Genomic DNA, 21308 nt, shown 5'->3' on the forward strand with positions numbered 1-21308 from the left:
TGCGAGGGTCGGAGGGTGTTCAGCCTCGGCCGGATCGGAGGCGGGCCTCCCGGAGGCGATCGGCCCACGTCGAGGAGGTCCCGAGGCCGGGGAACTCGAAGCGGGGCCTCGGGGTGAACGTCGGTCGGGGGGATCGGAGGGTGGCGGAGAAGGTGCCGCCGGGGATGCCGTCGTCGTTGCCGTCGAGCAGGATGCCGCGCTCGTCGGCCACGCCGACCCCGGCGCCGGGCACGTCGGTCACCTGGTTGACCAGGACGAGGACCGGAGTCCCCGGCCGGATGGGGCGGAGGGTGGTCAGGGTGACCGTCCGGGTGGCCGGGTCGTACTGGGGAGGGGCGAGTGGGATGAGCAGGTCTCTCCTCGTGCCGATCCGGCGATTGTGCCCGGGGACCTGGACGCTGTAGCCGTAGTTCCTCAGGTCCTCGGCCCGAGAGGCGATCATGTCCCGGTTGAAGCCGAGGACGATCCGGAGGAACCCCCGGCGGTCGGCGGCGGCCGAGATCGAGGTGACCTGGGGGACGTCGAGGTTGGTGATCGTGAGGGTCGCCATCGAGGGCTCGCCGAGGCCCGCCCCCCCCGTCGGCTGGCCGATCGCCAGGCCGACCGACGTCGTGACCGACGAGGCGCCGTTGAAGAGGACCGGCACGGTGAAGGTCCGGACCGTCTCGCCGGGCCCGAAGGTGATCGTGCCGGAGACGGGGACGTAGTCGACGCCCGGCACGGCCGATCCGCCGGTGGTGGCGTAGGGGACCGTGACCGTGCCGCCCCCGGCGCTCCGGGAGACGGCGATCGTCGCCTCGCCGGCCGTCTCGTCGACCACGTAGGATTCCATGCCGAAGAAGACGTTGCCCGGCTGGTCGTCGTCGACGAGTCGGAGCGTCGCATTCGAAGGGATCCCGAGCGTCGCCGCCCCGGCCGGGGAGGAGAGGAGCAGGCCGACGGTCTCCTCGGCCTCCCCCAGTTCGTCGTCGAGGAGCGGCACGGTGAAGGTCTGCTGGTCGACGCCAATGTCGAAGGTCAGGGTGCCGGACACGGGCTCGTAGTCGACGTCGGGCGTGGCGGTGCCGCCGCCGGTGGCGTAGTCGACGGAAGCCTGGCCGCCGCTGCCGCCGAGTCGGGTGACGACGACGAGCGCCGCGCCGCTCGACTCTTGGACGACGAAGACGCTCATCGAGAACTGGACCGTGCCCAGCTGCTCGGCCACGCCGACGGAGAACTCGGAGGTGTTGCCGACGGGGTCGGTCGCCGTGGCGGTGACGAATTCTCCCGGCTGGACGGCGCCGGCCACGTCGGCCGAGTAGGACACGAAGCCGGCGGCGTCGGTGGTGACGGTCGTCTCGCCGAGGTAACGCTCCCCCTCGCCCCGGCCGCTGGGGTCAGGCGTGGCGTTGGCGAAGAACTGGATGCGGAAGGTGGTCAGCGGGACGCTCATCAGGGTCCCCTGGATGTTCGTGAAGCCGACCGAGCTACGGACCAGGGTGATCGTCGGGGCCGGGCGGAGGAAGTTCGGGCCGGGGCCGGGGCCGCCGGTGGGCACGAGATGGATGCCGAGGCCGGCGTTCTCGAAGATGCTGTTAGTGAGGATCGTGTTGCCGATGCTGTCATCCTCGATCCGGACGCCGTCTCGTCGGCTGAAGGCAATGACGTTGCCCTGCTCGGGCTGGGGACCGCCGACGAGGTTGTCCGAGGCGCCGAGGCGGATGAGGACGCCGTCGATCTCGCTGCTGAAGGGCAGGTCGCCGGTGATGTCGGTGCCGATGATGTTGTTCTGGAGGACGTTGCCCGTCGCCTCGGCCCCGGCGATCTCCACGCCCCAGTGGTTCGAGGAGATGAGGTTGCGGTTCGAGTCCCCCGGGGCGCCGAGGGTGTTTCGGGGGGAGTTGACGATCAGGACGCCCTGGAGCGAGTTGTTCAGCTCCAGCGTGCCGCTCGTGTCGGTGCCGATGAAGTTGCCGGTCGCCACGGTCCCCGAGGAGGAGGGGCCGACGATCGCCAGGCCGACGTTGTTGCCGGAGAGGATCTGGGATCCGTCGCCGTCTCCGGTCACCCTGTTGCCGGAAGACGACTCGATGAGGACGCCTTCCAGGGCGTTGCCGAGGTCTCCCACGCCGTCGGCGTCGCTGCCGATGAAGTTGTCGGAGACGACGTTGCCGCCGGAGGTCTCGCCGGTGATGATCACGCCCCGGAGGTTGCCGGAGATGACGTTGCCGCCGCCGACGGTGTTGCCGGTGGCCGACGACTCGATCCGGACCCCCTCCCGGGTGTTGCCCAGCACCGCACCGCCGTCGGAGACCAGGCCGATGAAGTTGCCCGAGACGATGTTGCCGGAGGCGTTCGGGCCGGCGATCCGGACCCCGGCCCCCTCGTTGGCGGGGATGACGTTGCGGCGATCGTCGTCCTGGGCGCCGATCCGGTTCGAGGGGGCATCATTCAGGAAGACGCCGTCGCCTCCGTTGCCGGGATCCCCGGCGCCGAAGAGGAAGCCGCCGCCGGGGGCCGCACCGATGTAATTCCCGTCGATCCGGTTGCGGGTCGCCCCCGGGCCGACGAGCCGGACGCCGTGGCTGCCGTTCGCGGAGATCACGTTGCCGGAGCCGGGGACCGGGCCGCCGATCGAGTGGCTCGACGAGAGCAAGCCGGGGGCCGATTCGATGAGCACCCCTTCGGCCCCGTTCCCGGCCTGGACGTAGACCTGCCCGATCGAGGGCCCGAGCACGCCGATCTGATTGCCGAAGATCTGGTGCCCTTCGGAATTCGGCGGCAGGTAGATCCCCCGGCCCCCGCTCAGGGTGATCGTGTTGTTTTCCTGGGGGTTGAAGCCGCCGACGGTGGTGTTCGTGCCGTTGACGACCACCCCGTCTCCCGTGTTCCCGACCCCGGCGAAGACGATGTTGTCGGGCGCCGGGAGGGGGTCTCCCGTCTGGAGGTCGACCAGATAGCGGAAGTACCCGCCGATGCTGTTGCCCTGGATGCGGTTGCCGGCGTTCTCCCGGCGGGGGACGACGATGCCGTCGTGGAAGCCGGTGATGACCAGGCCCCGGACGTCGCTGTCGGAGGCGTCGATTACCAGGCCGGTCGGCGTCGGGAAGGCGGAGCGGTCGATCGTGCTGCCGTCGATGATGACCCGGATCTGGGCGTTGTTGCCGTCGAGGGCGGGGATCGAATTGGGGTCCGAGGTGACGAGGGAGGGCTCGTCGACGTCCTCGGGGTAGAAGAACGAGAGCGGCGTGTCGGCCTGGGAGAAGCCGTCGATCGTCGTCGTGTCGGTCAGGGCGGGGAGCGGGCTGGCCAGCTCGATCCGCCAGGTCTGCGAGGACAGGTCGAACCCCGGGACCGGCACGTCGCGGCCGGGGGCGTTCGAGGTGGGGATGGCGAAGGCGACCTCGTCGGCGCCGGGGCTCTCGTTGGCCCCCAGGATCGCCTGCCGGAGCGTGCCGGGCCCCGAATCCGCCGTGTTGGTGACGACGAACGTCGCGAGGAGACGACGGTGCTCGACGCGTTCCACTCCGGGCCGGAACGCCCGTCGGCGACCCTTCCCGCCGCCGGTCTGGCCGCTCATGGTGTTCCTCCGCCTCCCTACGACACCCCGAATGCCGGGACTCGGCCGGGACCGACGCGAGATCCCGGGTCCCCTCGGGCAAGCTTATCCCGCCGATCGCGCCGACGACGGCGGAAGGCCGACGACTTGCCCGCCATGAGCCGTTTATTCAGGCGACCCCGATCCGGCGGGCCCGAGGACGCCCTCGACCGGCACGACCGGCCCCCGACGGGAGGGGCAGGACCCATCACGGGCCGGGTTCCCCGAATCCGACGGGTTTGCCGGGGATTGGGATCGGTGGGGTCGCACGACGGGCTCGGCTCGCCGACGCGAGGGCGAGGGCGAGGGCGAGCGGTCCGGGGGCCCGGTCTCCCCACGAAGGGTCAGCGGACGGGACGCCCGCCTTCGTCGGCGGTCGCCTCGATCTCGGCTCGCTGCCCGGCGACGATCCGGTGCAGGCGGATCGAGGAGGCCGGGTCCTCCAGGTCGATCCGGAACTCGTCGATCTCGTCGAACACCGGTACCGAGATGGTGTGGCCCTGGCCCGTCGGCGCGAAGACGCTCCGGCTGCGCTCGTCGTACGAGTAGCCGTCTCGGCCTCGGATCCGCCAGAAGACGGTCACCGGCACCAGGCCCCTCGTCGGGTGCCCGAACGTCGAATGCAGGGTGATCCGGCCGACGAAGGCGGGGCGATCCAGACGGAAGACAAGGTGCGGATCCTCCCCATCCCCCTCCCCCCGAGACTCGGCCGGATCCCAGCCCATCTGGTGGATCGACGCCGGCTCGACCGGCAATCCCACCTCGACGAAGTGGTGCTCGGGGGCCCGGGGCAGTTCGGCCCAGGACAGCGCGATCTCCGGCCGGAAGTCATCCCCCCCCACGAAGGTAAGCGACCGGACCGGGTCGGCCTCCCCCTCCCCGAAGAGGGAACGGACGCCGGCCTCGTCGACCGGCAGGTCGCTGGCGAGGAAGCCGCCCCCGGCGTTCTGCCAGACGAGCTGGTGGACCCGGGTCGACCCGTCGAGGTACTCCACCCGGACCCCGGGCGGCTCGACCTTGAAGAGGTAGGAGCGGAGCTTCGAGAGCGGGGCCAGCTCGAATCGGGCCCGGGCCACGACCGGGCCGTCGACCCCCGTCGGCAGCCCCCACCGCTCGCCGAAGCCGATCGTCCGGGAGCCCAGCACCCGGGCCTCCCCGGGATCCCAACGCGGCCGCCCCCTGCGTTGCATCAGGGTGAGGCCCGGACGCTGGTCGACCACGTCATAGCAGCGGAACAGCTCGAGCCAGGTCCGGGAGTCGACGAGCGTCGGGTGTTGCACGGCGACCTCGCCCCCCCGGCCGACGCTGCCGATCCCGGCGTGCGAGTAGAGGACGAAGCGGGGGCCGTCGGCGGAGCCGTAGAGCCGGGCGCCGACGCGGTCGAGGGCCGGGGCGTAGGCATTGTACGATTGCAGCGCGTACCTCGGCCGCCAGTTCAGGCCGTTGGCCGAGACCAGCGACAGGTCCCACGGGAAGACGTCCACCGTCTCGGCCCCGATCCGCTCCCGAATCCCCGGGGGGAGGCGGAGGGACGCTCGCAGGTCGTCGTCGATCCGGCGGATCTCCGCGCGGGTCCGCCCGAGGTCTGCGAGCGAGGCGGCATTGTGGGCCCCCTTGGTCAGCATCGCGCCGGGGTCCATCGGCAGCAGCGACCCGACGGCCAGCAGGACCGCCGCCGCCGCCGCGGATCGGAGCAGCTCGGCCCTCCTCCCCGCCTCCCGACCCCCGACCAGGGCCATCGCCACCAGGGCGGGGATGCCGCAGGCGTACTCGGCGAGGTGGCCGGAGTCGTGCCGGACGATCGACCCCTTGTACAGGCCGAAGATCGGCAGCAGGGCGATGGCCAGCGCCGGGGCGGCCCGCCATGACCGGGCCAGGCCGACCGACGCCCAGGCCGCCACCCCGATCATGATCGCCGAGAGCCGCAGGACCTCGCCCGGTGGCCCCTCCGACGCCATCTGGAGCGAGAACCCCTTGGAGATCCGGGCACTCGAGGCCAGGAACGCCGGGAACCCGCCGAGCGGACCGCCGTAGATCCGGAACAGGAGCAGCAGCGTCGCCAGGTAGGCGGCCGCCAGCGTCGCCAGCCCCCGGAGGCGGGGGGTGCTGCGGTCTCGACGAAGCTCCAGCAGGCCCCAGAGGCCGATCGCACCCGCCCCCACGAACCCGACGTTGAACTTCGCCAGCAGCGCCACCGCCGCGACGACCACACCCGGCCACGCCCAGGCCAGACGCCGGGAGTCATACGCCAGGACCACGAACCCGACGATCGAGGCCAGCATCAGGTTCGAGAGCGACGAGTTCCAGTCGTAGCCCCCGTCGAACTGAATCCCCGCATAGGACGCCGACGCCAGGAAGAGCAGCGGCCGGACCGCCCCCCGGACCCGCATGAGCAGCCCGGCCACCGAGGCCCACCACAGGGCGGTCAGGGCAAGCCTCAGGCCGATCGCGTGCCCGAGATTCGGGCCGATGTCCAGCGGCTTCAGCGCGAAGCCGAGCGGGCCGTAGGTGAAGGCCACGTCCCGGCCGAACTGGAACCGATCCCCCGCCGCCAGCAGGTTCAGGGCGACCACCCAGGAGCCGTCCAGGCCCGCCCCCATCGGCGAGAGCACCGGGGGGACCGTCAACGCCGCCAGGCCCCCGATCAGGGCGAACCTCCAGGCGATCCCCGCCCGGGAGACCGGGACCGCGATCGCCGTCCTGGCTGCCGAGTCATCCGGCATCGATCGATCTCCCCTTGCCGGGGCTGCCCGGCCCCGGCCGGCCGGCACGCGACGCCCGCCGCCCCGACCACGGACGCTCCCGGCCCCGGCGCCGCGGCTCCATCATTCGAGGAGACGCAGCACCTACCCCATAACCCCCCGCTCGTCAATCGCAACCCCGTCCCGCTCCGCACCGCACCGCCGACCCCCCGAGCACCCCGGGGCCGTCCCAACTCATTCGCAAGGGTCCGATCGGTGAGCTAGGGTCGAGCGTCCGGCCCCCCGATCGACCCCGCTCCGGCACCACATGGCCGCCGGGGCCGTCTCGGGCGATCATGCGACCCGGACGGGCGTGTTGCCTCGGGGCAACGTCGGCCTGAATCTTCCTTGAACTATACAAAAGTCCACACTAGGCTTCACTGGCGACGCGAGCGGAGGCGTCACGCCGCGAGACGGGCGGGGCGGTCGGGCCGCGGGATCGCATCAGTCGGGGGGCACCACCGTGACGAAGGTGAAGGCCTGGACCAGCGGCGAGTCGGGAGAGCCGGGGTTCGCCGAGGCGTTCGAGGTCGCCAGGAAGGCGGTGCTGCAAGTCACGGACATCAAGACGAACCGGAACAAGTACTACGCCATCGAGTTGCACTCGGCCGAGGGGTGCGAGTACCGCTTCCGGGTCTTCACCCACTACGGCCGGACCGACGACCTGGAGACCAATCCGGACGCCGGCCAGAAGGAGTGCCGCTACTTCTCGTCGCTCGCCGAGGCCGAGTCCTGCTTCCAGCAGATCTACCGGCAGAAGACCTCGGCGTCGAAGGGCTATCGGGAGGTGGCGCTGGCCTCGACCAGGATCGGCTCCCACCAGGCCCGGGGCACCGGCGCCGGCGAGATCGACGCGAAGACCCTGGAGCGGCTCGCCCGGGCGAAGGCCGCCGAGAAGAACGGCCGGCCGGCCGAGCCGCCGGCCAGCCGGCTCTCGCCCGGCGTCTCGGATCTCGTCCGCTACATCTACGACGAGGCCAAGGGCGCCCTGACCGACACCGTCGCCGCCCGGATCACGGCCAACGGCATCGAGACGCCGCTGGGGATCCTCACCCTCGGCCAGATCGAGAAGGGGGAGGCGATCCTCCAGGCCGCCTACGACCTGTTCAACAAGAAGCGCGCGAAGGACCGGGACGAGCAGTTGACCCGCCTCTCGGGCGAGTTCTATTCCGCCATCCCCCACCGGATCGGCCGCTCCCGGGCCGCCGTCGACGCCGCCGTGATCAGCTCGCTGGAGGCGTTCGCCCAGAAGCAGCAGACGCTCCAGCTGATGAAGGACATGCTCCAGGTCAACGGCGAGGGGGGGGACGTCCTCTTCTCCTCCCGCGTCGACCGCGAGTACGAGGCCCTCGGCACCCGGATCGAGTGGGTCGACCCCGCCGACCGGGAATTCAAGGAGCTGTCGAAGGCCGTCATCAAGAGCCAGGTCAAATCCAAGACGATCGCCGTCAAGAACCTCTTCCGGGTGCGACGAGACGCCGAGTGGGGGCAGTTCGCCGATGGAGTCGGCAATGATCGCCTGCTGTACCACGGGTCCCGGATCTCGAACTGGGTGGGCATCCTCTCCCGGGGGATCCTGCTGCCGAAGATCGTGGTGAGCATGGGCGTCCACCGCACCGACGCCGGCTGGCTCGGGCACGGCATCTACTTCGGGGACGCCGCCTGCACGAGCCTCTTCTACACCACCCCCGGGCGCAGGAAGACCCGGCTGATGGCCATCGCCCGGGTGGCGCTGGGCAAGATGAAGGACTACACCAAGATCACCTACGGCCTGACCGAGCCCCCCAAGGGCTTCGACAGTTGCCACGGCGTCCGGCGCAAATTCGGCCGCCCGTCGGAGTTCGCCGACGACGAGTACGTCATCTACCGGCCCGAGCAGCAACGGCTCGAATACCTCGTCGAGTTCACCGGTTGAGGGGAGGAGGGACGAATGGACATCCGGGTCGTCCTCGTGGACGTGAATTCGAAGGTCGTGGCCGCCTGGCGGTCAACCTTCGAGGAGAACCCCGAGGTGGAGGTCGTCAGCGGCTCGATGCTCGACCAGCGGGTCGACGCCTGGGTCACCCCCACGAATGCCCGGGCCAGCATGGACGGCGGCCTCGATGCCGTCATCAAGAACCACCTCGGCAAGGGGATCGAGAAACGGGTCCAGGCCGAGGTCCGGCGGCTGCACGGCGGGTTGCTCCCCGTCGGCAAGGCGGTCTGCGTGCCGACCGGCTCGGGGCGCCCCTCGTTCCTGATCTCGACGCCGACGATGATGGGCTCATCGGAGGACATCAGCGACTCGCTCAACGTGGCCGCCGCCTGCGCCGCCGCCTTCCAGGCGGTGCACATGCAGAACGACCGGGAGCCCGGCAGCATCGGCTCGGTCGCCCTACCGGGGCTCGGCGCCCAGACCGGTCGCGTCCCGGTCGAGATCTGCGCCGACCTGATGTGGACCGGGTACACCCTCTTCCGCCGCCGCGTCCTCTTCGCCGACTTCGCCGAGATGCGGGCCGCCCTGGAGGCGGAGCTCGGGCCGCTCGGCACCTCGGCCACCTTCCCGGGCTCGCCGAAGTCCAAGGCGAAGTCCGAGGGCGGGCCATCGCCGACCACTTCGGCCCCGGCCTCGGCAGCCTCGAATGGCCATCCGGCGGGCCCGCCCGCCGACGAAGACTTCGACGATTTCTGAACCGCTCCATTCGACCCGATCCCGGACCCGACACCCCGGAGCTTCGCCGAGATGATCCCGGAACCGGTGCGGCTGCACAACCCGACCGGGCCCGACCGCGTGGCCGTCGTCTCCGCCGCCGAGGCCTGGGGGACGCCCGGCTCCTTCCACGTCCTCGTCGCCCGGGGACCCCGGGCCGGCAAGCTCGGCATGGGCACCACCTACGGCCCCTTCACGGTCGAAGAACTGGCCGACCGCTTCGCCGAGGTCGTCGCCGCACTGGGGCTCGAACTGTTCGCCGAGGCCGGACGATCGCTCCTCATCGACGCCCTGCTCGACGCCCGCCCCCAGGTCCGGGCCCGGGCCGCCGCCCGCCTCGGCTGGAGGCGCGACCGGGGCGCCGTCGGGCCGCTCATCGCCGCGCTGGCCTCGGCCGAGGGGGAGACCTGTGCCCTCCTCGATGCCCTCGGCGCCATCGGCGACCCCGTCGCGATCCCCGCGGTCCGCCCCTTCGCCGGCCGCAAGCTCCTCTCCCGACGCCGGTCGGCCGTGGAGGCCTTGCGGCTCCTCGGCGACCTCGAAGGGCTCGCCGAACACGCCGATCGCATCCGGGCCACCTTGCCCGAGCCGCTCCTGACCGCCCTCGACGCAATCGACCCGGACGACCCGCGGCCGGGGGCCGAGGACGCCATCGTCTCGGTCTTCCCCTCCGTCGAGGATCAATACCGGGGGCTCGCCCTGGACACGCTTTACGAGCTGGGGACGCCGGTCGCCGTCGCCGCGATCCGAGCGGTCCTGCCCGGCCTCCGATTCGATCGCGTCTATCACTGGCGATACCTCAAGAGCATCTACAAGCGGTCGATGCTCCGGCACGACGCCGTCACTTTCGGCCTGCTCAGCCACGCCATCGAGGCCAGGGGGAGACAGACAAAGGGGGTCGCGGCCTCGGTCAAGTCGGGACTCGACGGCGGCGTCCATCACACCCGGATCTTCGCCCGACCGACCCAGCGCTATCTCCGTCGACTCGCCTGGCGATACCTCCGCAACCTCGCCCGACACCGCCCCGACCGGTACGCCGCCGCCGCCGCCGAGGCCCTCGTCCCGTACGGGCCCGAGGACGCCCGGGAGCCGTCCGGGCTCTACGGCGCATTTGCCGACTGCTACCTCCTGAACCGCATCCTCCACAACCAGGGCGACCGCCTCGTCCTCGACCATTCCCGCCTCTCGTTCCGATGGCGAGACGCCGATTCGTTCCGGGCCCCGGCCGATCGCCGGGAGGAGGCATTCCCCGATCGGTGGGACGCCCATCCCCGTGCCTACCTCCGCCTGCTCGGTTCTTCGCGACTGCCCTCGGTCCACGCGTTCGCCCTCCGGGCCGTCGAGGAGCGACATCGAGACATCCTCGGCGACGCGTCCGTCGAGGAGTTGTTGCCGATGCTCCGGGCCCCCCACGAGCCGACCGTCCGGCTCGGCCTCGACGAGCTGCGGCGTCGGTTCGACCCCGAGCACCCCGACCTCCTGCTCGTCGACCGGCTGATCGCCGACCAAATCCCCGAGGCCCGAGAGCTCGCCCGGTCCTGGCTCCGGGAGTCGAGCCCCCTCTGGACCCGGGACGCCGAGTGGGTCGTCCTCTTCACCACCTCCGGCGACCCGGACCTCTCGATGCTTGCCGCCGGGCTGGCCGCCGACCGCCTCAAGAGCGACCCCGGGCTGCGCCGGATCCTCTCGGCCCGCCTGCTCGACCTGTTCCGACAGCCCGAGGCCCAACCGGGCTCGCTCGACGCCTACCTCCTGATCGCCCGGGATGCCCTGCTCGACGACCTCGACGAGCAACTCGACCTGGATACCCTGATCCACCTCATCCTCACCGGGCCTCCCCAGGCGCAGGCCCTCGGCGGGGATCTGCTGGCGAGGCGGCCCGAGGCGGTCGAGAAACTCGGTCTGGAGGGTCTCTCCCAGCTCGCCAATCACGAGATCGCCGCCGTCCGGGCCGCCACCCATGCCCTGCTCCGTCTCGCCGTCGACCGCTTCCGAGACGACCCGGGCCCGCTGCTGATGCTCGTCGAGAGTGACTGGCCCGACACCCGAGTCGTCGCGTTCGGCTTGCTCCGGGATGGGCTCGGACCCGACGTCCTCGGCCCCCCCGGCCTGATGGGCCTGCTCGACTCGAATCGGGTCGACGTCCAGGACGTGGCCCGGGTGCTCGTCCTCCGGCACGTCGACCGCTTCGACCCCGTCGAACTGGTCCCCCGGCTGGTCGAGCACCCTCATCCGAATATGAGGCGGTTCGCGCTCGACCTCGTGATCGACCACCTCCCCGACGGGGCCGAGGCCCTCGACCGCCTCTCCTGGTTCTTCCGAGCCGCCCTCTTCGACCTCCGGCCCGAGCGGCCGGTCAAGCGACGCATCATCAACTTTCTCCGCGACCGGGGCCTCCGGGACCCGTTCCAGGCCCGTGTCGCCGCCGAGCTGCTCGGCGACTTCGCCCGATCGGCGACCCGGTCCGACGCCGACCGGGCGTTGCACGCGGTCGTCTCGATCCTGATCGCGCACCCCGACACGCCCTCCGACGTCTCGATCGGCCACTCGGCGGGAGGCGTCGCATGATCGCCTCGCACCGCTACGCCGGTCGGAGCGGCATCGTCAACGGGCCCTCCTCCGCCCGGGTCTCCTTCGCCACCGACACGTTCCGGGAGCCGACCTTCTTCCGGGGCACGATCGGCCGCCCCGTGGTCTTCCGGGAGGCCCTCGCCGCCCTGTACGAGGTGGTCGTCAGCGACTTCGCGTACCGCCCGAAAGACCGCCTCGAATACAGGGCCTGGCTCGAGGAGCAGGACCGAAAGTTCCTCGCCGGGCTCGGCCTGAATCGCATGCGAGACCTCGGACGAGCCGAGCAACTCCAGGCCCGCCTCGCCGAGCTTGACCGCGCCCGGCTCGAGCGCCTCAAGCCGTTCCACCGGGCCCGGATCGACTATTTCCAGTATGCGTATACCAACTGGTTCGAACGTTCCCTGATCCTCGACCCCGTGGTGACGGTCCACCCCGACGAGGTCTCCTTCGAGGCCTTCTCCCGGGACGAGAGCACCTATGCCCGCCTCGCCGCCGCCCACGAGGCATTCGACCGGGTCGACGAGTTCGAATGCGGCACCACGAACATCGACTTCAGCCCCCGATTGCACGGCGAGCTGGAGCGAATCCGCTCCTACCGCCGCACCCGGCTCGACGTCGGCCCTACCGGCCTGGCCGTCGCCACCGAGGGCGATGAGGGCCACGTCGAGAAGAAGATCGAGCTGCCGGATTCCTGGGTCTCCGGATTCCTCCAGGTCCACAGCGCCATGTCGCTCGGCCTGACCCGGCTCCGCCTCGCCCCGGTCGACCTGTTCAACATCTGCCGGGCGTTGCGTCGCCGGCGGGCGAGGACCTCCCCGAGGGCCCTCCGCTACGAGCTGGAGCCGGGGCGACCCGCCAGGGTCGTCCTGGAGCCCTGGGAGCAGGTCATCCAGCTCTCTCCCGCGTCGACCTTCGAGGGCTCGAAGCCCGTCGTGGTCCGCACCTGGGGCCGAGACCGGCTTTGGACCCTGGCCCGCCTGATCCCCGCCTGCCGGTCGGTCGACGTCCACCTCGCCGGGCTCGGCCTGCCGAGCATCTATGTGCTCGACCTCGGGCCGATCCGTTTCACCCTCGCCCTCTCCGGCTGGACCGACAACGATTGGACCTCCGGCGGCTCGAAGTTCGACCTCCTGGCCCGCCGCCTCGACGTCTCCTCGGGCGAACTCTCGCGTTCGTATGAAACCTTGAGGTCGCTCCGCCTCGCCACCGACGCCGATCTCGCGGAGCGTGCCGGCCTCGGGGTCGAGAAGGCCCGAAGCGCCCTGTCGTTCCTCTGCCAGGTCGGGAGGGCCATGTACGACCTCGGCGGCGGTGTTTACCGGCACCGGGACCTGTTCCTGGAGCCGTTCTCCGCCGATCAGGCCGCGACGCAGGTGAAACAGGCCCCCGCCCCGGCCGGCTCCAGCGAGGCCAAGGCCCATGCGATCGTCGATCACTCCGGCATCCGGATCATCGCCCGGCGTCCGGTTTCCACCGGCTACAAGGTCAGCGGCAGCGCCACCGATTCCGGCGGCCGACGCGTCCGCCCGTTGCTCCATGTCGACCTCGACGGCCGGATCGTCGAGGGCTCGTGCACCTGCCGGTCGTTCGCCAGGCACGGGATGACCAGGGGGCCCTGCGAGCACCTCCTGGCGCTCCGACTGGCCCACATGGAACGCCTCGAACAGGAGGACCGACCCGACGCGTGAATCCGTCCTCGGATGTCGTATGGTGGTTGCCGGATGCCGGTTGCTCGGGACCTGGCCCACGAGCGCCTATCCGCCATCCGCGCCCGATCACCCGAATTCCATCGGTTCCTGGCAGGAGGAGGTTTGTCGTCCGGAGGGAGGCAGCGGTCCCATTAGCCGATCGTGCGGCGATACGCCGCGCAGGTCCCCGTGCCCGACACTCGTCACGCGCCCGACCGCCATCTGCGGCCGGGGCACCGACCAGGCCCTCGCCTGGTTCGGTTGCTCCGCAACCCGAGGGCCCCGGTCGGTGCCCCGGCCGCTCCAGTTGGCCGGTCGCGTCCGAAGGATGTTCGTAGCGGGACCGCTGCCTCCCCCCCGACGCCGACTCCGACCCCATCGCCAGACCATTGCCCGAGGCCGCGGCGACCGATCCCATGAATGAAGACGAGAAGGCCCGCCTCTACCGAGAGGTCACCCGGTCCGCCTCCGAGTCGGCGGTGCTCCGCCGGATGCACGCCCTCGGCTTCTGGCCGCACGGCGAGGGCCTGCCGCCGGATCCCCCGGAGGAACACGCCGAGCGTGCCCGGATCGAGGCCGAACTGGCCGACCTCCGCCGGACGCACGCCCGGGTCGAGGATCCGGAGGCCGCTCTCGTCGAGGAGCGTCGCCGGCGCTGGGAGGAGAGCAAGGCCCGCCGGGCCGAGGCCAGGGCCCGGCGCCTCCAGGAACAGCAGGTACGTCGGGAGGAATGGGACCGCCACCGCTCCTCGACCATGGTCCATGCCGGGATCGGCGTCAGCGCCGGACTCCAGGACGCTCGATCGGACGAGGAGGCCCTCTCCCGCCGCGGCCTGCCGGTCCTGCACCGGGCCGAGGATCTCGCCGGGCAGATCGGTATCGAGCTGGGAGCCCTCCGCTGGCTGACCTACCACCGACGATCCGCCTCCGTCGTCCACTATCACCGCTACGAGATCGCCAAGAAGACCGGCGGCGTCCGCTGCATCTCCGCCCCGAAGCCGGCCCTGGCCTTCGCCCAGCGCTGGGTCTTCGACCAGATCCTCCGGCGGCTCGACCCCGAGCCCCAGGCCCACGGCTTCGTCCCCGGGCGGTCGATCGTCACGAACGCCTCGACCCACGCGGGGCGGGCGGTGGTGGTGAATCTCGACATGAAGGACTTCTTCCCCTCGGTCACTTTCCGCCGCGTGAAGGGGCTGTTCCGCGCGATCGGCTACTCCGAACACCTCGCCACCGTGCTCGCCCTGCTCTGCACCGAGCCCCCCCGAGTGCCGGCCACCCTCGACGGCAAGACCACCCACATCGCCCTGGGGGACCGCGTCCTCCCCCAGGGCGCCTGCACCAGCCCGAGCATCACCAACGCCCTCTGCCGTCGCCTCGACCGAAGGCTGGACGGCCTCGCGCGTCGCCATGGATTCACCTACACCCGGTACGCCGACGACCTCACGTTCTCCGGCGACCGCCCCGCCGTCGTCGGCCGCCTGCTCCGCTCCGTCCGCTCAATCCTCGCGGCCGAGGGGTTCGTCGAGCACCCGTCCAAGACCCGGATCATGCGTCGGGGGGGCCGCCAGGAGGTCACCGGCGTGACGGTCAATGACCGGCCGAACGTCTCCCGACGCGAGTTGCGCACCCTCCGAGCAATCCTGCACAACGCGGCCCGCCTCGGCCTTGAGAGCCAGAACCGGGAGGACCATCCCGACTTCGCCTCGCACCTTCGCGGCCGGGTCGAATTCGCGTGCATGGTCGATCCGTCCCGGGCCGGGACCTACCGCGACGCGCTGTCGCGGGCCCTCCAAGGGCCCGGCGCCCCTTGACCGGTCCCCCTACGATCGTCCCGGACGCGATCGACTCGCCGTCCGGGGCGTCGTGTCGCCGGAGCGGCCGGGCACGGCCGGCCCTCGATCGTCGGGCCGCACGTGAGCCGAGACGGACATGAACCCCCATCGCGGATCGCGGATCGCCGGCCTGGTGCTCCACCTGCTCATCGGCGGGCTGATGATCTTCGCCGGGTCGATGAAGGCCCTCGGACTGGTGCCGGAGGAGGCGAAGCAGGAGATGGCCGGCTCGGCGATCGCCGACAACCTCGTCCTGATCGGGACCGGGGAACTGGCCTCGGCCATCCTGCTGATCGTGCCCCGGACCCTCTCCCTCGGCGTCCTGCTGACCAGCGGCTTCTGGGGAGGGGCGATCTGCATGCACCTGTCACAGGGTGACTCCTACGTCATGCAGTCGGCGTTGCTGGCGCTGACGTGGGTCGGCGCCTGGTTGCGCTGCCCGGCGCTGCTGTCCAGCTTCCGGTCAGGCGCGTCGTCGGGCACGGCGAATTCCCCCGCCTCGGTGGTCGGCGACCCGAGTTGACAGCCCCGATGATCCCGGCTACAGTCCCCGTCGCACGTCGAGGCCGAGGGCGGCCGGGCGGGCGCAATTGCTGAGGCACCACTGAGTTCGGCTTCGAGGCGTCCGCTCGTCCGGTCGAGGTCCCGGCTCGGGCTCGGGCGGTCCCAGGGACGGGGCGGCATTCCGGCCCGCGCCGAAGTGACGGGCGAGGGCAAGTCATGGAAGATCACCCCGCCGGTCCGGCATGCCCGGGGCCCCGGGGGCAGTGGTCCCTGTCGGTGGTCGTCCCCGTCCGAGACGGGGGGGACGCCTTCAGGCGCTGCCTCCGGGCGCTCCGAGAGACATCCGGGGCGGACTTCGAACTGATCGTCGTCGACGACGGCTCCCGGGACGACTCGGCCGCCCTGGCCGAGGAGGCCGGGGCCGTCGTCGTGCGGCACGACCGGCCGCTCGGCCCCGCCGCCGCCCGGAATGACGGCGCCCGGGCCGCCTCCGCGCCGGTGATCTTCTTCCTCGACGCCGACGTCGCCGTCCGCCCCGATGCACCGGCCCGGGTCCTCTCCCGGTTCGCGGGCGACCCCGGCCTTGGCGCGGTGTTCGGCTCCTACGACGCGGAGCCGACGGCCCCCGGGCTCGTCAGCCGGTTCCGCAACCTACTGCACCATTACACGCATCAGGCCGGCTCGTTCCGAGACGAGGCCCGGCCGGCACACACCTTCTGGACCGGCTGCGGGGCGATCCGCCGCGAGCTGTTCCTGGCGATGGGAGGCTTCGACCCCCAGCTCTACCGCCGCCCGGCGATCGAGGACATCGAGCTCGGCTACCGCCTGACCCGGGCAGGCCATCGGATCGAGCTCATCCGCGACCTCCAGGTCACGCACCTGAAGCGCTGGACGTTCCGCGAGGTGATCCGCACGGATGTCCTCCGCAGGGGCGTCCCCTGGACGCTGTTGATGCTCCGATCCGGCGTGGCCGAGACGGACCTGAACGTGAGCGGGACGCAGCGGGCGAGCGTCGCGGCCACGGGACTGACGGGGCTCGGCGTGCTGCTGTCGCCGATCGAGCCCTCGGCGCTGGCCTTGCTCGTCCTCGGGCCGGCGGCGGTCGTCACCCTGAACGCCCGGTTCTACCGGTTCCTGGCCCGCCGGCTCGGGTTGCCCAGGGCGACCTTGAGCGTCCCGCTCCACCTGCTGTATTTCTGCTGTTGCGGCGTGTCGGTGGCGATCGCGGTGACGATCTGGCTGGCCCAGCGGAGGGCCCGGCAGCCGATCGCCGACCGCCAGCCCTTGCGCCCCCGGCCCGACGGCCCGGCGTCGACGGCCGCCGGGCCCCACGCCGGATCGACCCCAGACTCCCGGAGTCGCCACCCATGGTCCCGGACCGAGATGCACCCCTGAGCGCCGCCCCCCGAGTCGCCCCCCCGGAGGCCCCGGCCGCGACGGTGGCCGTGGTCCGGTCCGACAACCGCCGGGGGGCCGTCGCCGAGGCCCTGGCCCTGCTCGACGCCGAGGTCCGGCCGATCCTGGCCGGGCCGGTCGCCATCCTCACCCACCTCGGGCCGACCGGGGCCGGGTCGACGAGCCCCTCCGCCCTCTCGAGCGTGCTCGACGTGGTCCTCTCGGCCGACCCGGGCGCGGTGACGATCGCCTCGGGAAGCCGTCGCGCCCGAGAACGGTTCGCGTCACGAGGGTTCCTCGACGAATGCTGGGGCCGCCCGGTCCGGTTCCTCGACCTGGCCCGCGACGAGGACGGCTGGGAGGTCGTCGATCGCCCCTCGGGCGGCCCGCTTCGGCTTTCCGGCACGATCGCGGAGGCGGGGTGCCGGATCGCCCTGTCGCCCCTCTCCGCCCTGCGACGAGGCCCGGCTTGCCTGCTCGCCGTCCGTCAGGCGATCCGCCCGGCCGACCTCCCCGGCTTCGACGGCGAGCCGATCCCGCGCGCCTGGCCCGACCTGAGCATCATCGAGGGAAAGCTCGGGTGGCGGGGCCGTTCGGCCCTGGCCGTCGCCGGGCTCGACCCGATGGCCGTCGACGCCGTCGCGGCCAAGCTCCTGGGCATCGACCGACGCCGGGCCGAACGGCTCGGCGCGCCGGGCCGGATCGCGGTCGTCGGCGACGCCGAAGGCACCGCCCGGCCGATCCGCGCGGCGTCGACTCCGGGCCTGCGGCGGGATTCCGGCCACCCGGATCGGGGGGGGACCTCCTGATGCGGGTCGGCTTCGATGGGGGCTGTCTCTCCAACCGTCGCGGATTCGGCCGATTCGCCCGGTCGCTGCTCACGGCGCTGGGGACCGTCGAGACGGAGCACGACCTGGTCGTCCTGATCGACGAGCCATCCCTGGAGACGGTCCGGATCCCCGAGCGGTTCGAGACGGTCGCCGTGCCCGTCCGGGAGGCGCCCAGTCGGGCCGCCTCGGCCGAAGGCCGTCGACGGGTGCCCGACCTGCTCGCCTTCGGCCGGGCGGCGGCCGGGGCGGGCCTCGACGCGATGGTCTTCCCGTCGTCGTACAGCTTCTTCCCCGTCTGGAACGTGGGCCGGGTCGTGGTGACGATCTTCGATGCGTTGCCGCTGGTGTACCCCGAGCTGGTCTTCCCGAGCTGGCGGGGAAGGCTCTTCTGGACGCTCAAGGAGCGGCTGGCGGCCCGGTCGGCCGACCAGATCCTGACCACCTCCGACGCCTCGCGCCGCGACCTGGTCGCGCACTACCGGCTCCCCGCCGACCGCATCGGCCTGATCGGCGCCGCCCCGGATCCGATCTTCCGGCCGACCGCATCGGGCCCGGAGTCCGAAGCCGCCCTCGCCCGGTACGGCCTGGGGCCGGGGGAGCGGTTCCTGCTCTACGTCGGCGGCCTGAGCCCGCACAAGAACCTGCCTCGACTGATCTCGGCCTTCGCCCGGTCGGCGCCCAGCGATGTCCGCCTGGCAATCGTCGGCGACTTCGGCGACGTCTTCCACACGCACGTCCCCGAACTCCGGTCGGAAGCCGATCGGCTCGGCGTCACGGATCGGATCGTCTTCACGGGATTCGTCCCGGACCCCGATCTCGTGTTCCTTTACGGCCGGTCGGTGGCGCTGGTGCAGCCGTCGCTGCTGGAGGGGTTCGGGCTGCCTCCGGTCGAGGCGATGGCGTGCGGGACGCCCGTGCTCGCCAGCTCGGCCGGGTCGCTGCCGGAGGTGGTCGGCGACGCCGGCCTGTTCTTCGACCCGACGGATCCGGAGGCGATGGCCGGGGCCGTCGCCACCGTCCTCGGCGACCCCGACGCTCGCCGTCGGATCGCCGACCGGGCCCTCGAACGGTCGGCCGCCTTCACCTGGGACGCGGTCGCCCGGCAATTGCTCGGCCACCTGGACGTCCTCCTCCCCGTCGAGTCCCCGAACCGCCCGGAGGCCGCCTGAGATGTCGATGACGCTCTGCCTCGTCGCCCGCACGATCCCCGACTCCTGTCCGATCACGACGGTCTTCCGAGCGCTCGCCGACTCCGGCCACGAGGCCCACGTCATCCTCGTCCCGACCGGCGTCGATGAGCCTTCGGGGGTGGTCGCCGGGGGCCGCTTGATCCTCCACCACCTGCCGGCCGGACGCTCAGGGTGGTACAGGATCGGTACCGATCGGGCCCGGCGGGCTTCGATCGCCCGTCTGTTGCTCCGGCTATCTCCCCAGGTCGTCCATGTTTCGGACGAGTCGGGCCGAGGGATCGCCCGGCCCCCCGGTGCGATCGTGCTCCAGAGCGTGACCGGTCGCCCGACATCCCTCCCGTCCGACGCGGAAGTCCTGCCCGACGGTCGATTCCTCGACCGAACCGGCCGCCCCATCGCCACCCACGGCGTCCCGCCGATGCCGGCCGGCTCGCCGGTCGACGACGGGCTCGCCCCCGATGCGTCCGAAACCCAGTGGCGGGTGCTGACCTATCTCGCCAGCATCGACCAGCTCCGTCGGGAACGCCGGGTGCGGATCGACCCGGGGCATCGCGACGTCCCCAGGTCGAGGCTCGCCTCGGCCCTCCCCGCGGCGCCCAGCTATTCGGCGGTCTCGTGATGGGGTCCAAGGCCCAGGGCTTTGAAGGTGGACTGATGCGTTCGCGGAGGCCCTGTTTTTCGGGGCTTCGCCGGGCTCGGGTGGGACGCCAGCCGGCCCGGAGGGCTCGAATCGCGAGCCCCACACCCCCGGCGGGCGGCACCGACGGCTCGACCTCGGACAACGGAACTGCCGCCACCTCAAGGATTAATGATTCACGAACACCGACTCTACTTGGCCATCAGTCCACCTTCAAAGCCCTGGGTCCAAGGCCCTATGATTCGGATGGACTGGTCCGCCCCCCAACCGACGGGATCCGCGATGGAATCGGCCTATCTCGATCTCCTTCGAGACGTCCGGCGAAGTGGCGTCCTCAAACCGACGCGGGCGGTCCTCCCCTCGACGGGGAAGAAGGTCGACGCGCTGAGCGTCTTCGGCCGCCAGGCCCGCTACGACCTCTCGCTCGGCTTCCCCGCGGTGACGACCAAGCGGCTCGCCTTCGGCCCGGTGGTTCACGAGCTGATCTGGTTCCTCCTCGGCTCGACGAACATCGCGTATCTGAAGGAACACAAGGTCACCATCTGGGACGAGTGGGCCGACGAGGAGGGGAACCTCGGACCGGTCTACGGCAAGCAGTGGAGGTCGTGGGAGGCCCCCGACGGCCGGACCGTCGACCAGATCGATCAGGTGGTGCGTGGGATCGAACGGCTGAAAATCGATCCGACCGACGCGATGGGCCGACGACTGATCGTCTCGGCCTGGAACCCGAGCGACATCGAGGCGATGGCGCTGCCGCCCTGCCACACGATGTTCCAGTTCTCGCTGACCGAGGGGCGGCTCTCCTGCCAGCTCTACCAGCGGTCGGCCGACCTGTTCCTGGGCGTGCCGTTCAACATGGCCAGCTATGCGCTGCTGACGCACCTGGTGGCACACGTGACCGGGGTCGAGGTGGGGGAGTTCATCCACACGATCGGCGACGCGCACATCTACACCAACCACCTCGAACAGGTGGACGAGCAACTCTCCCGGGAGCCGTATCCGCCGCCGACCCTGAGGATCGACCCGACGGTATCGAGCCTGGACGGGATCCGGCGTGAGCAGGTCGAGCTGGTCGGCTACCGCCACCACCCCGCCTTGCGGGGCGAGGTGGCGGTTTGAGGCTCTCGATGGTCGTCGCCACCAGCCCCGACGGGGTCATCGGCAAGGTCGGGTTGATCCCCTGGCACCTGCCGAGGGACCTGAAGCGGTTCCGATCGATCACGATGGGCCACCCGATCCTGATGGGTCGGCGCACGCACGAGTCGATCGGTCGGCCGCTCCCGGGCCGCGTGAACGTCGTCGTGTCGACGCGGCACGGCTACCAGCCCGAGGGCTGCACCGTGGCCCGTTCGCCCGAGGAGGCACTGCGGATCGCTGCCGACAGCGGGGCCGAGGAGGCGATGGTTGTCGGCGGGGAACGGCTGTATCGCCACTTCCTGCCGACCTGCGACGCGGTCCACCTGACGGTGGTCGAGGGGCAATTCGACGGCGACGCGAGGTTCCCGATCGAGCAGCTTCTCGCGTCCGCCTGGACCGTCGAGCAACGGGAAGAATGGCCGGCCGACGACCGAAATCCCTTCCCCCACCGATACGAACTGCTCAGGAGGCCTCCCGGCCACTGACTGGCTCGCGATCGAGTTGCCCGCCCCCCACG

The 21308-nt window shown here is 71.3% G+C and carries 14 protein-coding genes; 12 read left to right on the forward strand and 2 right to left on the reverse strand.

Annotated elements, in window-relative coordinates; all coding sequences use genetic code 11:
• Positions 1-19: 19 nt before the first annotated feature.
• Together ElP_RS31265 and ElP_RS31270 are read right to left on the reverse strand one after the other, a co-directional pair.
• Entirely contained in the window at positions 20-3559 is a 3540-nt protein-coding gene (locus tag ElP_RS31265) for a Calx-beta domain-containing protein (RefSeq protein WP_145276946.1), read from the reverse strand.
• A 362-nt stretch (positions 3560-3921) separates the two neighbouring features.
• Entirely contained in the window at positions 3922-6300 is a 2379-nt protein-coding gene (locus ElP_RS31270) for a hypothetical protein (protein ID WP_145276948.1), read from the reverse strand.
• A gap of 481 nt (positions 6301-6781) precedes the next feature.
• Here ElP_RS31270 and ElP_RS31275 point away from each other — a divergent pair, with 481 nt between their 5' ends.
• From ElP_RS31275 to ElP_RS31330, 12 genes are all read left to right on the forward strand, one after another.
• Positions 6782-8233: a WGR domain-containing protein gene (locus ElP_RS31275; protein WP_145276950.1), complete on the forward strand. Its 1452-nt coding sequence runs from the start codon at positions 6782-6784 to the stop codon at positions 8231-8233.
• Positions 8234-8248: 15 nt separating this feature from the next.
• Entirely contained in the window at positions 8249-8989 is a 741-nt protein-coding gene (locus ElP_RS31280) for a macro domain-containing protein (RefSeq protein ID WP_145276952.1), read from the forward strand.
• 51 nt (positions 8990-9040) lie between these two features.
• Positions 9041-11575, forward strand: a complete 2535-nt coding sequence (locus tag ElP_RS38925; protein ID WP_197446519.1) for a HEAT repeat domain-containing protein — start codon at positions 9041-9043, stop codon at positions 11573-11575.
• On the forward strand, positions 11572-13266 hold the full coding sequence (locus ElP_RS31290) for an SWIM zinc finger family protein (protein WP_145276954.1): 1695 nt from the start codon (positions 11572-11574) through the stop codon (positions 13264-13266). Before ElP_RS38925 ends, ElP_RS31290 begins: the two co-directional genes overlap by 4 nt.
• Positions 13267-13682: 416 nt before the next feature.
• On the forward strand, positions 13683-15077 hold the full coding sequence (locus ElP_RS31295; protein WP_145276956.1) for a reverse transcriptase family protein: 1395 nt from the start codon (positions 13683-13685) through the stop codon (positions 15075-15077).
• Between the two features lie 118 nt (positions 15078-15195).
• The gene (locus ElP_RS31300; protein ID WP_145276958.1) at positions 15196-15621 is read left to right on the forward strand and encodes a DoxX family protein; all 426 of its coding nucleotides are present in this window, start codon (positions 15196-15198) and stop codon (positions 15619-15621) included.
• A 197-nt stretch (positions 15622-15818) separates the two neighbouring features.
• On the forward strand, positions 15819-16997 hold the full coding sequence (locus tag ElP_RS31305; protein WP_145276960.1) for a glycosyltransferase family 2 protein: 1179 nt from the start codon (positions 15819-15821) through the stop codon (positions 16995-16997).
• Complete coding sequence (locus tag ElP_RS31310) at positions 16970-17806, forward strand: hypothetical protein (protein ID WP_145276962.1); 837 nt, start codon at positions 16970-16972, stop codon at positions 17804-17806. The genes ElP_RS31305 and ElP_RS31310 overlap by 28 nt, the downstream gene beginning before the upstream one ends.
• Entirely contained in the window at positions 17806-18996 is a 1191-nt protein-coding gene (locus ElP_RS31315; RefSeq protein ID WP_145276964.1) for a glycosyltransferase family 4 protein, read from the forward strand. Before ElP_RS31310 ends, ElP_RS31315 begins: the two co-directional genes overlap by 1 nt.
• Before the next feature lies 1 nt (position 18997).
• The gene (locus ElP_RS31320) at positions 18998-19636 is read left to right on the forward strand and encodes a hypothetical protein (RefSeq protein WP_145276966.1); all 639 of its coding nucleotides are present in this window, start codon (positions 18998-19000) and stop codon (positions 19634-19636) included.
• 300 nt (positions 19637-19936) lie between these two features.
• Positions 19937-20773 carry a thymidylate synthase gene (locus ElP_RS31325; RefSeq protein WP_145276968.1) on the forward strand — a complete coding sequence of 279 codons (837 nt, stop codon included), beginning with the start codon at positions 19937-19939 and terminating at the stop codon, positions 20771-20773.
• Entirely contained in the window at positions 20770-21276 is a 507-nt protein-coding gene (locus ElP_RS31330; protein WP_145276970.1) for a dihydrofolate reductase, read from the forward strand. The genes ElP_RS31325 and ElP_RS31330 overlap by 4 nt, the downstream gene beginning before the upstream one ends.
• Positions 21277-21308 lie beyond the last annotated feature (32 nt).

It is taken from the genome of Tautonia plasticadhaerens (genome assembly GCF_007752535.1).
GTDB lineage: Bacteria > Planctomycetota > Planctomycetia > Isosphaerales > Isosphaeraceae > Tautonia > Tautonia plasticadhaerens.

Coding starts and splice junctions, on each gene's coding strand:
- ElP_RS31315 (WP_145276964.1), top strand. CDS start 17,806: ATGCGGGTCGGCTTCGATGGGGGCTGTCTCTCCAACCGTCGCGGATTC.
- ElP_RS31300 (WP_145276958.1), top strand. CDS start 15,196: ATGAACCCCCATCGCGGATCGCGGATCGCCGGCCTGGTGCTCCACCTG.
- ElP_RS31265 (WP_145276946.1), bottom strand. CDS start 3,559: ATGAGCGGCCAGACCGGCGGCGGGAAGGGTCGCCGACGGGCGTTCCGG.
- ElP_RS38925 (WP_197446519.1), top strand. CDS start 9,041: ATGATCCCGGAACCGGTGCGGCTGCACAACCCGACCGGGCCCGACCGC.
- ElP_RS31320 (WP_145276966.1), top strand. CDS start 18,998: ATGTCGATGACGCTCTGCCTCGTCGCCCGCACGATCCCCGACTCCTGT.
- ElP_RS31295 (WP_145276956.1), top strand. CDS start 13,683: ATGAATGAAGACGAGAAGGCCCGCCTCTACCGAGAGGTCACCCGGTCC.
- ElP_RS31270 (WP_145276948.1), bottom strand. CDS start 6,300: ATGCCGGATGACTCGGCAGCCAGGACGGCGATCGCGGTCCCGGTCTCC.
- ElP_RS31280 (WP_145276952.1), top strand. CDS start 8,249: ATGGACATCCGGGTCGTCCTCGTGGACGTGAATTCGAAGGTCGTGGCC.
- ElP_RS31290 (WP_145276954.1), top strand. CDS start 11,572: ATGATCGCCTCGCACCGCTACGCCGGTCGGAGCGGCATCGTCAACGGG.
- ElP_RS31310 (WP_145276962.1), top strand. CDS start 16,970: ATGGTCCCGGACCGAGATGCACCCCTGAGCGCCGCCCCCCGAGTCGCC.
- ElP_RS31325 (WP_145276968.1), top strand. CDS start 19,937: ATGGAATCGGCCTATCTCGATCTCCTTCGAGACGTCCGGCGAAGTGGC.
- ElP_RS31305 (WP_145276960.1), top strand. CDS start 15,819: ATGGAAGATCACCCCGCCGGTCCGGCATGCCCGGGGCCCCGGGGGCAG.